11 protein-coding genes are annotated in these 15,203 nt (G+C 46.5%); 9 read left to right on the top strand and 2 right to left on the bottom strand.

Annotation, left to right across the window (positions count from 1 at the left end; all coding sequences use genetic code 11):
• Positions 1 to 99 precede the first annotated feature (99 nt).
• The 6 genes from NIASO_RS03000 to NIASO_RS02975 all read left to right on the top strand — a co-directional run bounded on the left by NIASO_RS03000 (position 100) and on the right by NIASO_RS02975 (position 7,314).
• Positions 100 to 1,620 (top strand): hypothetical protein, encoded by a 1,521-nt coding sequence (locus NIASO_RS03000; protein ID WP_008583604.1) that lies wholly within the window; start codon positions 100 to 102, stop codon positions 1,618 to 1,620.
• Between the two features lie 54 nt (positions 1,621 to 1,674).
• Complete coding sequence (locus NIASO_RS02995) at positions 1,675 to 3,108, top strand: arabinose isomerase (protein WP_008583606.1); 1,434 nt, start codon at positions 1,675 to 1,677, stop codon at positions 3,106 to 3,108.
• 284 nt (positions 3,109 to 3,392) lie between these two features.
• Positions 3,393 to 4,466 (top strand): DNA polymerase IV, encoded by a 1,074-nt coding sequence (gene dinB / locus NIASO_RS02990; protein ID WP_044046266.1) that lies wholly within the window; start codon positions 3,393 to 3,395, stop codon positions 4,464 to 4,466.
• A 179-nt stretch (positions 4,467 to 4,645) separates the two neighbouring features.
• Complete coding sequence (locus NIASO_RS02985) at positions 4,646 to 4,873, top strand: hypothetical protein (protein WP_008583610.1); 228 nt, start codon at positions 4,646 to 4,648, stop codon at positions 4,871 to 4,873.
• A gap of 32 nt (positions 4,874 to 4,905) precedes the next feature.
• On the top strand, positions 4,906 to 5,088 hold the full coding sequence (locus NIASO_RS02980) for a hypothetical protein (RefSeq protein WP_008583612.1): 183 nt from the start codon (positions 4,906 to 4,908) through the stop codon (positions 5,086 to 5,088).
• A 432-nt stretch (positions 5,089 to 5,520) separates the two neighbouring features.
• Positions 5,521 to 7,314 (top strand): cytochrome c oxidase subunit I, encoded by a 1,794-nt coding sequence (locus tag NIASO_RS02975; protein ID WP_025298657.1) that lies wholly within the window; start codon positions 5,521 to 5,523, stop codon positions 7,312 to 7,314.
• On the opposite strand, the gene NIASO_RS02970 is transcribed toward NIASO_RS02975, so the two are convergent.
• Positions 7,315 to 7,854 (bottom strand): type 1 glutamine amidotransferase domain-containing protein, encoded by a 540-nt coding sequence (locus NIASO_RS02970; RefSeq protein WP_008583615.1) that lies wholly within the window; start codon positions 7,852 to 7,854, stop codon positions 7,315 to 7,317.
• Between the two features lie 191 nt (positions 7,855 to 8,045).
• On the opposite strand from NIASO_RS02970, the gene NIASO_RS02965 reads away from it, so the two are divergent.
• A complete protein-coding gene (locus NIASO_RS02965) occupies positions 8,046 to 8,231 on the top strand; it encodes a hypothetical protein (RefSeq protein ID WP_008583616.1) in 186 nt (61 codons plus the stop codon).
• On the opposite strand, the gene NIASO_RS02960 is transcribed toward NIASO_RS02965, so the two are convergent.
• On the bottom strand, positions 8,232 to 9,776 hold the full coding sequence (locus tag NIASO_RS02960; RefSeq protein ID WP_025298656.1) for an alpha-N-arabinofuranosidase: 1,545 nt from the start codon (positions 9,774 to 9,776) through the stop codon (positions 8,232 to 8,234).
• Between the two features lie 266 nt (positions 9,777 to 10,042).
• Here NIASO_RS02960 and NIASO_RS02955 point away from each other — a divergent pair, with 266 nt between their 5' ends.
• Both NIASO_RS02955 and NIASO_RS02950 read left to right on the top strand, forming a co-directional pair.
• Positions 10,043 to 11,296, top strand: a complete 1,254-nt coding sequence (locus NIASO_RS02955; protein WP_008583618.1) for a Gfo/Idh/MocA family oxidoreductase — start codon at positions 10,043 to 10,045, stop codon at positions 11,294 to 11,296.
• Positions 11,297 to 11,365: 69 nt separating this feature from the next.
• Positions 11,366 to 14,770: a DUF1080 domain-containing protein gene (locus NIASO_RS02950; protein ID WP_008583619.1), complete on the top strand. Its 3,405-nt coding sequence runs from the start codon at positions 11,366 to 11,368 to the stop codon at positions 14,768 to 14,770.
• Positions 14,771 to 15,203: the final 433 nt, after the last annotated feature.

The raw sequence follows: 15,203 nt of genomic DNA, 5'->3' as shown, positions 1-15,203 counted from the left end.
ATGAAAAATCATTTTTGATATTGACTTTAGCTACCGGGAAAAGGACTTTTGTACTTCATTCAAAAGGATTGCCAGTCACTCACAAAAAATTATTGAAGCATGAACCATTCTGCTAAATTAAAAACCGCTTCTTTTTTAGTACGCGTGTTTTTATTATGCTGTTTTTTTATAACCATCAGCGACACCTATCTGTTCGCCCAGCAGCAACCCGACACTCTTGTAGTTAACTGGGATAAAATTGTTATGACCGCCAAAACCACTCCAACACTACAGCTAGTAGAAAATCCCATGGTGCGGCCCGGTTCTCCTATTCACAAACAAACCTTCCGGGCATTAAAGGAGCTGGGTGCCGATTTTGTAAGATATGTTCCCTGGTTTCCTTATCCAAAAATGGCCGTTGCTGAATTGAAACCGCCAACGTCAACGCAAACCTTCTGGGATTTTACTTACCTCGACAGCACGATGGAAGCTCTTATGAAAGCAACAGAAGGGCATTCCGTTGTAATCAACTTCAGCACCACGCCCGCCTGGATGTGGAAGACCCAAAAACCAGTGGTGTATCCGGAAGATCCCTACACCGTTTTCTGGGGGTACAACCAGGGAAGAACATTGAACGACACCACCGGCCAGCAGCTTGCAGATTATTATGTGCGACTTTTTAGCTGGTACACCAAGGGCGGCTTTACTGATGAGCTGGGGAAGTTTCATAAATCCGGGCATTATTACAAGATCCCCTACTGGGAAGTGCTTAATGAGCCCGACATCGAGCATTTCTTTACACCCGAAAGCTACACAAGGATCTATGATAAAATCGTGAGCGCCATGAAAAAAATTGCACCGGACACAAAATTCATCGGCCTATCGCTCGCCTACATTACTAACCCCAACTACTTCGAATATTTTCTAAACCCCGCTCATCATCAATATGGCGTTGTTCCCGAAGGTATCTCCTACCATCATTATTCAAGACCCTCCTACCCGGATGAAGACATTGCCTATTATCAGTACACGTTCTTTGAAAAGGCAGATGCTTTCCTGGACAAAGTGCGTTATGTGGAAAATATCAGGAAACGGCTGGCTCCGCAGGTATTTACAACCGTCAATGAGCTCGGAAGCATCCTGCGCGCACCGCAGGTAAATAAGCCCATCCCGGCAGCATACTGGAATCTTTCGGGCGCCACTTACGCCTATTTATTTTTGAACCTTACAAAAATGGAGATTGATGTGGCCGGCGAATCACAACTGGTGGGCTACCCTACTCAATTTCCGGATGTAAGTATGATGAACTGGGAAACCGGCAACCCCAATGCCCGGTACTGGGTGCTCCGGCTCATACATGATCATTTGGGCAAAGGCGATAAGCTGTTGGCAACTTCTTTCAGTCATAATAAATCGGATGGCATCATCGCCCAGGCCTATCAAACTTCAAAAGGAAAACGTATTCTGCTGATCAATACCCGCGCTGCCACCACTATACTCCGTCTTCCCTTAGCCAACAGCGCGCAAACAGTGTACACGGTTGATGTGCATACCGGGGACGGCGCCCCTTCTGAAAAACAGGTAAACAATACCCCCATTACCCTGGAGCCCTTTGCCGTAAGTATTGTAAAAGTTGATTAATACGCATCATTAAATTACAACAGGCCGGCAATCAATCATAATTATATAAAACATATGCAGTCTACGGGTGTAAAGATCGGACTAATGGGAATTGGCCTTGATGCTTACTGGGAACAGTTTGACGGGCTCCGGCAGCGGCTGGAGGGATATCTGAAAGTTGTTGAAGAGAAGATCACCGCTGTTCATCAAAATATCGTGAATGCAGGAATGATCGATACAGTAGATAAAGCATTTGCCGCCGGCAGCCTGTTTCGCCGGGAAGAAGTAGACCTTATTTTTTTGTACGTGACCACCTATGCGCTCTCTGCAACGGTACTACCTGCGGTGCAGCGAACAAAAGTGCCTGTAATTATATTAAACCTGTCGCCGGGCGCGCAGATCGATTATGATGCTTTTAATGCGCTGAATGATCGCACCCAAATGACGGGCGAATGGCTATCCTGGTGCTCCGCCTGTCCTGTACCCGAAATAGCCAACGTGTTCAAACGATCGGGCATACAATTTCACCAGGTAACAGGAATGCTGCACAATGATGATGCCTGCTGGCAGGAAATAACCGGGTGGATTGAAGCAGCGAGAGTGGCTCATACAATGGCCTATAACCGGCTGGGGTGTTTAGGGCACTATTATAGCGGTATGCTCGATATTTATACAGACCTCACCCGTCAATATGCGGCCTTCGGAGGGCATATTGAATTACTGGAAGTGGATGAGCTTGCCGCGCTCCGGAAAAAAGTGTTGAAACGGGAAATTGCGGATCGGGTCCATACCTTTAAAAATATTTTTGAGGTGCAACCGGATTGTACAGAAGCTGAACTGGAACGCGCCGCCAAAACATCCGTAGCCCTGGATGAACTCGTGCAACGTTATCAACTGGGCTCCATTGCCTACTATTATAAAGGAACGGGCAATAGTGATAATGAAGACACGATGAGTTCCATTATTTTGGGCAACTCGCTGCTCACCGCTAAAGGCGTACCTGTTGCAGGTGAATATGAAATTAAAAATGCGCAGGCAATGAAGATCATGGATAGTTTTGGCGCCGGCGGATCTTTTACTGAATACTATGCCATGGATTTCAAAGATGATATAGTGCTGATGGGACACGACGGCCCGGGCCATCTTGCTATTGCCGAAGGAAAAATAAAAGTTCGGCCGTTAACGGTTTATCATGGTAAAGTAGGCAAAGGGTTGTCTGTTGAAATGAGCGTAAAGCATGGGCCGGTAACCTTACTGTCTGTAGTAGAAAATCAGCAGGGAGGCTTGCTGCTGCTGGTAGCGGAAGCTGAGTCTGTGCCCGGGCCTATCTTACAGATCGGCAATACTAACAGCCGGTACCGGTTTGCGTCGGGCGCCCGGAATTTTGTTAACAACTGGAATGCACAGGGGCCGGCACACCATTGTGCCATCGGCATTGGCCATATTGCCTCTAAAATTGAAAAGCTGGGCGCATTACTCAATATGAAGGTGATACAGGTGGGGAGCTAACATTTGATGTTGCGTTGTTTAGAGGGGTGTATGATACATTTATCTTTTTAGCTCCGTCAGGAGGGGCGTTATAGAAAATATATGAGAAGGTGACTGGGTTCCATCTGAATACAACGATCCTTTATTAAAAGTGAATTTGTCATACACCGTTTAGGGACCGGCGAAATATCGCAATTTATTGATTGGCGTTATCAAAAGCCGGGAAGACATTTTTTTCAATTGTCTTTAACTTCTTGCCTTACCGGTTTCTCGGCCGAGTAGTTCTTTTAAACTTAACTTTACGCGTGCATCGAAAAATCATTCATATCGACATGGATGCGTTCTATGCCGCGGTAGAACAACGCGACTTTCCCGAATACCGGGGCAAACCCCTGATTGTAGGCGGGTCTCCGGAAGGGCGCGGTGGCGTGGTGGCTACTGCCAGTTATGAAGCAAGAAAATTTGGAGTGCATTCTGCCATGCCGTCAAAAACAGCACAGCGGCTTTGCCCGCAGGCTTTGTTTGTTTATCCCCGTTTCGATGCCTACAAAACAGTATCCGAAAAAATTCACGAAATATTTCACCGGTTCACAGACATCATAGAACCCCTTTCGTTAGACGAAGCCTATCTGGATGTAACAAAAGACAAACAAAACATAGGCTCGGCGTTGGACATCGCCAGGCAGATTAAACAGGCTATTAAAGAAGAATTACAACTAACCGCCTCTGCAGGCGTTTCCATAAATAAATTTGTTGCAAAAATTGCCTCCGACATGAACAAGCCGGATGGACTAACTTTTATCGGCCCTTCGCGCATTGAAGCGTTTATGGAGCAATTGCCGGTGGGAAAATTTCACGGTGTGGGGAAAGTAACGGCAGCAAAAATGAAAACAATGGGGTTACATACCGGCGCCGATCTGAAAAAATTATCGGAAAGTGAAATAACCAAACAGTTCGGGAAACCCGGCAAATTCTATTACCTGATCGTAAGAGGTATTGACAACCGGGAAGTGCAACCGCACAGGGAAACAAAATCCGTAAGTGTTGAAGACACCTATCAGTCAGATCTGACAACAAAGGAAACCATGTGGACCGAGTTGGAAACACTGGCTATACGATTGGCAGACCGCCTGCAACGCCATGGTTTAAAAGGGCGAACGGTTACCGTAAAATTTAAGTTTCATGATTTTACCATCATTACACGCAGCCTGTCGCTTCCCGAATTGGTGAACGATCAGGAAAGCCTTTCTGCAGCAACAAGAACCCTATTAGATAAGGCCCCCGTTGACGAAAAAAAAGTAAGACTGCTGGGCCTGGGTGTTTCCAATTTCAAAACGGAAAATGAAAAAAACACCAATATTCAACTGGATTTGTTTTGAGCTGATTAAAATCTTCCCCAAAATAGTGTAGAAAAAAATACCCGGATAGTAACCCTCCGATTAAAGCTATTAATACTGAAGCAGAAAAACAGTCCTTTTCTTTGGCAAACATTTTGTTTTTTTAACTTATTGCGCCCTTTACCATGCACTATTATTCAAGTAAAAAAACAAAATTTTATATGAGACCCGCGATAAAAAATTGCCTTACCATTATGGACGAAAGCCTTATCAGTGCTTTACCCGTAAAGTTTACGGCTGATGCTATCAGCTATCTTTCAGGCGTAAGTGACTTGTTTGATATAAGGGACTGGGTCTGGCATATAGAAATTGTAAATGGGGAACAATATTGTGTGGTTACTGATAAATTACAGCAACAACTCTTGAAAAAAGAGCCGGTACGGGATTAGCAAAAATCTTTATTCAATAAAAACAGCATTTTATGAAAGATAAAAAAGAAACTGAAACAGAACCGATCAAACCGGATGCAGAGACCTTACATACAACAGATCCTCAGGAGAAAATGAAAGGTCCCGTATCTACACCTACGCGTAATCTGGAGAAATTGTTTGATGTTTCCGAATCAGAGGAGCAAGCCAAAAAGAAAAAGGATGCAGAAAAATAGCTGGCATGATTTTTTATCTACCTTAAGTGGAGTTTTTTTTCGGGTTTAAGGCAATCGAATGATTTCTTTATTAATCCAAATCCCATTGAGTAAAAACAAAGGGTGGAAAGAAATGAGCTCCTGGTTCCGGTTCAAAAGACCGGAACTTTTTTTAGGCTGGATTCGTATAAGTTAATTCATTTTTTTATCGGTATGCTCTCCGAAGGAGCGGCATCTTATCAAAAGGTAAGGGACTTTTCCTCTGCATTCGGAATAAACTACCAAAACAGTAACCAACCCCAAACGGGATTTGAATTACATCCGTTTGCATCGGATAACATTCGCCTGGCGGAACTTTATCTGCATAACCGGCGGTCTGTTGTAAACAAAAGGATTGTTTTCCTCAATAAAACAAAACTGGAATTGTTATTGAAGCTTATCATTAAAAAAATGATGAGCGACAGTATATACATGCAGACTGAAACCGGATCAAATAGTTATCAGCGTAATTCCTTTCCTACATCGGTACCTCACAAAGAGACCTTTATTACCAAATACATTTTCAGCCAGGATCATAAAATGATCTCTAAACAGTTTTTGACAACCGGCATCATCTGGGCTATTATCGGGGGCTTATTTTCCGTATTATTTCGTTTGCAACTGGGCTTTCCCGAAGAACGTTTCCCCATTCTTGAAACCTTGTTCGGGCATTGGGCGGCGGGTGGAATGATAAAACCGGAATTTTATTACGCGTTGACCACTATGCACGGCACCGTTCTTATTTTTTTTGTGCTCACTGCAGGGCTAAGCGGCACATTCGCCAACCTCTTGATCCCCTTGCAAATAGGCGCCCGCGATATGGCCTCTCCCTTTATGAATATGCTTTCGTACTGGTTCTTTTTTGCCGCAAGCGTTGTAATGCTCTCCTCTTTGTTCATTCAAACAGGGCCAGCCGCCGGCGGGTGGACGGTTTACCCGCCATTAAGCGCGTTGAGCAGTGCTTCCCCCGGATCTAAGGAAGGAATGGATTATTGGATCATCGCCATGATTTTATTTGTTGCGTCCTCTCTTTTAGGCGGGCTTAATTACATCAGCACCATTTTAAATATGCGTACAAAAGGCATGAGCATGGCACGGTTGCCACTCACCATTTGGGCCTTGTTATTTACGGCCATATTAAGCGTGCTGGCTTTCCCTGTGTTACTGGCGGCCCTGGTACTATTATTATTCGACCGGCACCTGGGTACCAGCTTTTACCTCAGCGATATTTATATTGGGGGCAAGGCCCTTGCCAATGAAGGCGGCAATGCCATCCTGTTCCAGCACCTGTTCTGGTTCCTGGGGCATCCGGAAGTCTATATTATTATTTTGCCCACCATGGGGCTGGTGTCTGAAATAATAGCCGTCCACGCGCGCAAGCCCATTTTCGGATATACGGCAATGGTCGTTTCACTGATGGCGATCTGCGTTTTATCGTTCCTCGTATGGGCCCATCACATGTTTACTACAGGATTAAATCCATTTATCGGATCGGTATTCGTATTATTTACCTTGCTTATCGCCGTGCCATCGGCAATTAAAGTGTTTAACTGGCTTACCACTTTATGGCGGGGCAATATCCGGTTTACTCCGGCTATGCTATTCGCCATCGGTTTTGTCAGTTTATTTATTTCGGGAGGACTAACAGGTATCTGGCTCGGCAATTCTACAATCGATATCTATTTGCATGACACGATGTTTGTGATTGCCCATTTTCATATCGTAATGGGCGTATCAGCTTTTTTCGGAATGTTTGCCGGCATCTACCATTGGTTCCCAAAAATGTACGGGCGATTCATGAACAATACCCTGGGATTTATTCATTTTTGGGTAACATTATCCGGAGCGTATCTTATTTTCTGGCCCATGCATTATGAAGGGCTCGCCGGTATGCCGCGCCGGTACCTGGACAAAAGCGGCTGGGCAAGTTTTAGTCAGTTTCACCAACTGGATGCTATGATCACCGTAGTAACGATCATTGTTTTTTGCGTTCAGCTATTATTCCTGTTCAACTATTTTTATTCCATTTATAAGGGACGCAGGGTAAGAACGCTGAATCCCTGGCAGGCCAACACGCTGGAGTGGACCACGGCTATACGGCCGGGGCATGGCAACTGGGAAGATGAAATACCTGAAGTGTACCGCTGGCCTTATGATTACAGCAAAGGAGGCAGGGAGCATATCCCCCAAGCGGAACCGGTAGCCTGATCAGGCATGTACTCCTTCATTGATTTCTTCCACCATTTTTTTATTGAAGGCCGGCAGATCTTTTGGTGTGCGGCTGGTGACCAGCCCTTCGTCTACTATTACTTCTTCATCTGCCCAATCTGCACCCGCATTGATCAGGTCCTGGCTGATCGCTTCTACAGAGGTCATCCTCCAGCCTTTAACAACGCCGGCATTGATCATTGTTTGCGGGCCGTGACAAATAGCCCCCACCGGCTTACCCTGATCAAAAAAATCGCGCACAAATGACAATGCATCTATATTGGTCCTTAACTTATCAGGATTCATTACGCCGCCTGGTAATACCAGGGCGTCGTAATCTGATGCGGAAACTTCCCTCAATGTTTTATCAACTGTGTACTCTTTTCCCCAATTCCTTTCGCTCCATGCCCGGATGGTGCCTGCTTCCGGGCTTACAATATGCGTTTCCCATCCCTGCTGTTCTAATGTTTCTTTGGGCGATTTCAATTCACTTTCTTCAAAGCCATTAGTGGCCAGAATAGCTACTTTTTTACTGCTCATGATCTTACAAATTTTAAAGTGATCAATTAAACTATCAATCTATCCGGTTCAAAAACCAGTCCTGAAAAAACCTGCGGCAGTAAATGGTATTAAAAAATGCAACCGGTCCTGACACTAAAAATGCCGGCTCCGTTTTTGTTGGTGTAAGAGCAGGATCAGCACCTTATTTCAGCATTTAAAAATCTGCAATCATGAAATCCAATCAGGAAGGAAAAAGTAAAATGACGCATCCGCAAACCCAGGCCCACAAACGTCCTCAGAATAAAGATGTCATAGACAGCCGGGAGGGCGAAGAGCAGACCACCAAAGGGGACAGCACCACCCATAACCGGAAGGAAAAAAAGAGCGACCGCAGGAGGGTAAAGAACATGTGGTAGCTATTCCAGTTCCAAACTGACCAAACTCAGGCGCGGCAAGGTTACAGATAACGCAGCCCCGTTCTTTTTAAACGATTTGAATACCGTCGGCACCACTTTATTTTTATGCTCAAAACTGTTTACATCCGTGAACTTACCGGATGTAAGAATCCGCCCGCTTATTTTTCCGGCTGTATGCCCCGCAATAGTTGTGTTTACAGTAATAGCATTTTTCGCGTCCAGGTTTACAAAAGTGATGTGGATCCTGCCGGCTGCGTCAACAGACGCGGAAGCATTCACCGCAGGGATTTTTTCGCTGCCATTTATATAATCCGGCGATGACAGTTGCAGCGGCAGTAACTTTGCGTCCATATGTTCCTTAAACAAATCAAAAACATAATAAGTAGGTGTTAGCACCATTTCTTTATCCTTCGTAAGAACAAGGGCCTGCAGCACATTTACGGTTTGGGCCAGGTTAGCCATCCGCACCCGGTCGGCATGATTATTAAAAATATTCAGCGTGGTTCCCGCAATCAGTGCATCGCGCAGGCTGTTCTGCTGATAAAGGAACCCGGGGTTGGTGCCTGGTTCCACATCGGTCCATATGCCCCATTCATCCACCACCAGTGCCACTTTTTTTTCGGGATCATATTTATCCATAACGGCACTGTGACGGGTTACCAGCTCTTCCATCTTCATACAATTTTTCATCGTATTGAAGTACTCCTTTTCATCAAACTTTGTGGCAGAGCCTTTTTGGTTCCATTTACCGGTCGGAATGGTGTAGTAATGCATGCTTAAGCCCCATAGCATTTGTTTGGGTATATTCTTCATACATACTTCCGTCCAGTTATAATCTCCGGAATTAGCCCCCGCCGCAATTTTCTTTAAGGGGGCGCCCTTGTAATTCCGCGCATACGTGGCATATCTCCGGAATTCGTTTGCGTAATATTCCGGCGTCATATTGCCGCCACAGCCCCAGCTTTCGTTGCCCACGCCCCAAAACTGAACCTTCCAGGGCTGTGCTCTGCCGTTTGCTTTTCTTAATTGTGTCATGGGGCTTTCACCGTCTGAGTTAAGGTACTCGATCCATTTCGACATTTCCTCCACTGTTCCGCTGCCTACATTGCCTGCTATATAAGGTTCCGTATTCAGCAAACTGCACAGCTCCAAAAATTCATGCGTACCAAAACTATTATCTTCCGTTACGCCGCCCCAGTTAGTATTGATCATCTTAGGGCGCTTGCTCCGCTCGCCTATCCCATCACGCCAGTGATATTCATCCGCAAAACAACCGCCGGGCCAGCGTAAATTCGGAATACGTATTTTTTTAAGCGCCTCCACCACATCCAGCCGTATACGATCTTTTTTGGGCACATCCAGTTTTTCGTCCACCCAATACCCGCCATAGATACAATGACCAAGATGCTCGGAAAACTGGCCATAAATATGCCGGCTGATAGTTGTTTTGGCATCTGCTGTATTGAGCTCCATCCGGGCGGCTTGCTGGCTAAATCCTGCTGTCGCAACCATCCCGAAACACATGCCAAGGAAAATTCTTTTCATAATACAATCGCTATTTTTAATTGACCAAATGACAATTAAAAATAACAATAATTCCACGGATCCGGGAAAAATTAAATCTTCTAAAAAAAGTAATTCTTTATGCATTTTTTATAAAAACAACAGATCTATTTATAATAATTTTTATTAAACATCCGCAATTAATAAAAAGATGAAAAAAAGTAATCCCGATAATCCGATAATTTAGCGGCTGCATGTATCTTTAGCCCTACAACGATTTTACTATTAATAAAGCCATAATAATCTAAATGAAGCGGAGAAAATTTATTCAGCAAAGTGCTGCATCCGTTGCAGCGTTTACCATTGTGCCGTCTTATGTTTTGGGAGGCCGCCGGCATATAGCCCCAAGTGATCAGTTGACGCGGGCCATCATTGGCGTAGGATCGATGGGGCAAAACCATATTGCCTATACCGATGCCCGGCTGGTAGCGATATGTGATGTGGACAAAAAACACCTGGCGACAGCATTGACTAAATGCCCGGCCGGAACAAAAACCTACCACGATTACCGTGAGTTATTGCAGGACCCCTCCATCGACATTATACATATTGCCACCCCACCCCACTGGCACGGCATTATGAGCGTGGATGCGGCCAATGCCGGAAAGGACGTTTGGTGCGAAAAACCGATGACCCGCACCATTGGTGAAGGAAAGCGCGTAAGAGAAGTGATCCAGCAGAATGAACGCATGTTCCGGCTGAATACCTGGTTTCGTTTTACCGATAATTTTTACGGAATGAACACCACGGTAAAGCCGATAAAAAAACTGGTGGAAAGCGGTTTGCTGGGCTGGCCGTTGAAAGTTACGGTTAACGCGGCCACCGGGTTCAACTGGAAATTCTTCTGGGTAGGAAAGACCCACCTTGAACCGCAGCCCGTACCGGCAGAGCTGGACTATGATTTCTGGCTGGGCCCCGCGCCTTACAAACCCTATAACCCGCATCGTGTACACGGCACTTTCCGGGGCTACTGGGATTATGACGGCGGTGGGCTGGGCGATATGGGGCAGCACTACCTCGACCCCGTCCAATACTTCCTCGGAAAAGATCATACCAGCCCTGTTCGCATCGACGTGGATGCACCGGAACAACATCCGGATGCAGCCGGTACCTGGAAGCGTATTGAATTGACGTACGAAGACGGTTGCAAGATCATCCTGGACGGAGAAAACAGGGATGTGAACGCTGCTTATATCGAAGGGCCAAAAGGCAAAGTATTCAATGGTTTCAAAACCACGATCCCCGATCTCGACCGCAAATTAGCGGCGTTACCCGACCCCGAACCACAACTGGGTGATTTTGCGCAGGCGGTAAAGACGCGGCAAAAATTTGCATTGAATGAGGATAACGGCTTCCGGTCATCCACCCTGGTAAACCTGGCCATTACGGCCGTGCGCCTGGGTCGTTCTCTTGATTTTGACCCGGTAAAACTGGAATTTAAAAATGACGATGCCGCCAATGCCCTGATCAACCAACCCATGCGCGGCCCCTGGACTATCTAATGCTTAAAAACAATAAAGGAAAGGACCGGGTACCTCCCGCTGCCTTCCGGTCATTGAAAAAAAATACGAATGAAAAAAATCCTCCCCCTGTTATTGCTCTTCTGTTGGCAGGTAACCCATGCGCAGCAAAAGAAAGATGTTAGAACCAACGAAACAAAGATTGCCGATCTGCTGATGAAATTGCCTGCCCCCAATTCGGCCGCGCTGGATGCGGCCATGCAGGAATTGGTGGCAATTGGAGAACCCGGCTACCGGAAGATTGCCGAGCGGATTCAGGCGCCCGGAACGGACAAAGATGTTGCCGAGCGCTTTGCCATCGGCAGTATGGCTAAATACCTGGGAAAAGGCAACAACCGTACTGCAAGACGCAGTGCCGCTCTTGCCCTCGCGAAAGTTATGGCAACAAAGAACAATGATGAAGCAAAAGATTTTTTGTTACAGGAATTGCAATACATTGCCGGTGACGAAAGCGTACCCCTGGTAAAACCTTATTTGAAAAGTGCGCGGCTGGCAGACCCGGCAGCGCGGGTGCTCGTACGCGTTAATACACCCCTTGCCGCTGCTGCTCTTAGTAATGCCTTATCAACCGCTAAAGGTGCACAACAGGTTACACTGATCGAATCACTGGGGAATTTACAATACGCTCCTGCTGCGGCAACCATCCAAAAATTGTACCCGCAGTTGAGCGAAGCCAATGCTAAGAAAGTGGCTTTATATGCTTTGGCGAGAATTGGCAATCCTCATTCCCTTTCTTTACTGAAAACCGCAGCACAAAATTCGGGTTATAAACCGGAGCCAACTAATAGCGCCAACTCCTATTTGCGCTACCTGAACACCATTGCGGATAAACAACTTGCAGAAAAAGAAGCGCGGGCATTGCTTGCCAAAACTGAATTAGACGGCCAATTCAAAAGCGCCGCTCTTTCCCTGCTGTACAAAACAGCCGGATCAAACGCCCGGCCGGAATTGCTTGCTGCATTGGCTTCAGCCGACAATAAATACAGCGCCGGCGCCTTAAACCTGCTGGGCCAGCACTATGATGCGCAAACTTCTAATGAGATCCAGGAACTGGTTAAAAAAACAACAGATCCCGGGCAACAGGCCACCCTGGTGCATATATTCGGAGAACAGAAAGATAAAAATGCATTGCCCTTACTTACCTCGTTGTTACGCTCAAACAATGGCCTGGTAAAATCCGCGGCTGTCAATGCCCTTGCGCTTGCCGGACAACAGGAAGCTATCGATCCGTTAATTAAGCTTATGACCTCAGGCGATGCTACAATGATCCCAACAGTGAAAGATGCGTTACTTACGATAAAAAGCGATGCGCTCGCCGAAAAAGCGCTCGCTGCTTTACCGGCAGCTTCCGGTGTGGCGCGTACCAGCCTGATTGATATCGCCGGCCGCCGCGGTGGCCAAAAAGCGGCCGCAGCGCTATTTACCTATGCTGCAGATCCTGACGCTGCTACCCGCACCGCAGCAATAAAAGCATTGCCCTACGTGGTAAAACAAGGCGACGAAGAAAAAATTGCAGCATTGATCAACAAAACCTCGGCTCCGGAAGCCCTAACCGCTCTGCAAAAAGCGCTCTATACGGCCGTTAAAGACAAGGGAACAAAAGAAGCGCAGGTGAACAGTGTAAAAGCACTGATGAACAAAAACGACGCCAACAGAACGGCTTATTATAATGTATTAGCCAGCATCGGCGGAAAAGAAGCAATGGAAGTAGTATCCAATGAATTAAAAAATGCGGATGCCCAACAAAAAGAAGCTGCGGTAAAAGCACTGGCAGCCTGGAGTGATGGCTCAGCCCTGGATGCCTTGTATACCATCAGTAAAGATCCGGCCAACAGCGCATTAAAGGAAACGGCCCTGAACAGTTATATCAGCGGGATCAATAAGTCGGACAATCCCCCCGACCAAAAAGTGCTGCAGTTCCGTAATGCTATGGACCTTGCCGCCACTGCTAACCAGCGCAGGATGATCTTGTCCGGCATCGGAAATAACAGTTCCCTGCTTTCACTGGTATTTGCAGCAAAATACCTTGATGATGCCGCGTTGCAGCAAACGGCGATCCAGGCCATCATGAATATTGTATTAGACCATATGGATCTTTACGGCGGCGTGGTAGACGGCATCATGGATAAAGCAATTGCCGCCAACACCAATGGTGATGCGGCTTACCAGAAAGCGGCGTGGATAAAACAACGCGCCAACCTGCCAAAAGACCCCGGCTATGTTTCTATGTTTAACGGAAAAGATCTTACCGGCTGGAAAGGACTCGTAGGCAACCCCATTACCCGCGCGAAAATGACCCCGGAACAATTGGCAGCAGGCCAGCAAAAAGCCGATGAGCAAATGCGTAAGGATTGGAAAGTTGAAAAAGGAAACCTTGTTTTTGAAGGAAGCGGATTCGACAATCTTTGCTCACAGAAGAAGTACCAGGATTTTGAGCTGCTTGTAGACTGGAAGATGGAGCCCAAAGGCGATGGCGGGGTTTATTTGAGAGGTTCCCCGCAAGTGCAAACCTGGGATTCCTCCCGCCGGGAAGTGGGCGCCCAGGTAGGATCCGGAGGGCTTTATAATAACAAGAAAAACAGGAGCACTCCACTTGTATTTGCAGATAATCCTATCAATGAATGGAATACTTTCCGCATCAAAATGATCGGAGACAAAGTAACCGTTTATTTAAACGGAAAGCTGGTAACAGACAATGTTACACTGGAAAATTACTGGGATCGCGCGTTGCCCATTTTCGACAAGGATGCGATCGAATTGCAGGCACATGGCACCCGGCTAGAATTTCGCGATGTTTATGTACGGGAGCTGGAACGGCCGAAGCCCTACGCGGTAAGCGCCGCAGAAAAAAAGGAAGGGTTCGTTCCATTATTCAACGGTGTTAGTATGGATGGGTGGACCGGCAATACCACCGGTTATTTTGCCCGGGACGGCATGATCGTTTGCGATCCGAAAGTAACGGCAACTGCAGGCACTACCAGAAATGTGTATACTGAAAAAGAGTACAGCAATTTTATTATGCGTTTCGAATTCCAGCTTACCCCTGCCGCTAATAACGGATTGGGCATAAGAACACCACTGGAGGGAGATGCCGCTTATGTAGGAATGGAATTACAGATACTCGATAATGAAGCGCCTGTATATAAAGACCTGCATCCTTATCAGTACCACGGGTCTGTATACGGCATCATCCCTGCCAAAAGAGGCTATCTGAAGCCGGTGGGCGAATGGAACTATGAAGAAGTAAGAGCCGTTGGCAATCATATTACCGTTGTGCTCAACGGTGAAGTGATCATGGATGGAGACATCGCCAAGGCCAGCAAGAATAATACAGAGCCCGCCGATCACAAACAACACCCGGGGTTGTTAAATAAAACCGGCCACATCGGATTCCTGGGGCACGGCTCAGTGGTTAAATTCAAAAACCTGCGGATAAAAGATCTGGGAGAGAAATAAATAAAATCAGGAAAGCCACGAATGCACGAATAATAATAGATTCGTGCATTCGTGGCTTTTTTTGTTTTTAACCGCAAGGGCGCAACACTCTTCTCACCGTCATTTCGAGTTATTTATTTGCGCAGCCTGTTCGATCTGCGATCATTCAGGCGGGCAAAAACAATGAGGCGATGACATAATATTCTTTCGTCACCCTGACCGCAGTCCCGAAAGCTTTCGGGACGGAGCGGAAGGGTCTCTCAATTCCAGGGCAGTTTGGCATCACAGGGATGCCTCGGCTCCATTGCATTGCGCTCGGCATGACGAAAAGTATAATTGGTTTTCATTGGCAGCCCGACCGCAGCCCGACCGGACAGAGAGGGTGAAAAATCTGGTTCTTTAATAACGGGATTTCCCTCAATTTCTTTCAGAAATATTCGTCGAAACGACGGTA

It is taken from the genome of Niabella soli DSM 19437 (genome assembly GCF_000243115.2).
GTDB lineage: Bacteria > Bacteroidota > Bacteroidia > Chitinophagales > Chitinophagaceae > Niabella > Niabella soli.
Note: the sequence above shows the minus strand (reverse complement) of the source record. Positions and strands in the feature narration are given on the sequence as shown.

What these genes read in the sequence shown, in the direction of transcription:
- NIASO_RS02985 (WP_008583610.1), top strand. Translation starts at nt 4,646, where the DNA reads ATGAGACCCGCGATAAAAAATTGCCTTACCATTATGGACGAAAGCCTT.
- NIASO_RS02965 (WP_008583616.1), top strand. Translation starts at nt 8,046, where the DNA reads ATGAAATCCAATCAGGAAGGAAAAAGTAAAATGACGCATCCGCAAACC.
- NIASO_RS02950 (WP_008583619.1), top strand. Translation starts at nt 11,366, where the DNA reads ATGAAAAAAATCCTCCCCCTGTTATTGCTCTTCTGTTGGCAGGTAACC.
- NIASO_RS02970 (WP_008583615.1), bottom strand. Translation starts at nt 7,854, where the DNA reads ATGAGCAGTAAAAAAGTAGCTATTCTGGCCACTAATGGCTTTGAAGAA.
- NIASO_RS02955 (WP_008583618.1), top strand. Translation starts at nt 10,043, where the DNA reads ATGAAGCGGAGAAAATTTATTCAGCAAAGTGCTGCATCCGTTGCAGCG.
- NIASO_RS02980 (WP_008583612.1), top strand. Translation starts at nt 4,906, where the DNA reads ATGAAAGATAAAAAAGAAACTGAAACAGAACCGATCAAACCGGATGCA.
- NIASO_RS03000 (WP_008583604.1), top strand. Translation starts at nt 100, where the DNA reads ATGAACCATTCTGCTAAATTAAAAACCGCTTCTTTTTTAGTACGCGTG.
- NIASO_RS02995 (WP_008583606.1), top strand. Translation starts at nt 1,675, where the DNA reads ATGCAGTCTACGGGTGTAAAGATCGGACTAATGGGAATTGGCCTTGAT.
- NIASO_RS02960 (WP_025298656.1), bottom strand. Translation starts at nt 9,776, where the DNA reads ATGAAAAGAATTTTCCTTGGCATGTGTTTCGGGATGGTTGCGACAGCA.
- NIASO_RS02975 (WP_025298657.1), top strand. Translation starts at nt 5,521, where the DNA reads ATGAGCGACAGTATATACATGCAGACTGAAACCGGATCAAATAGTTAT.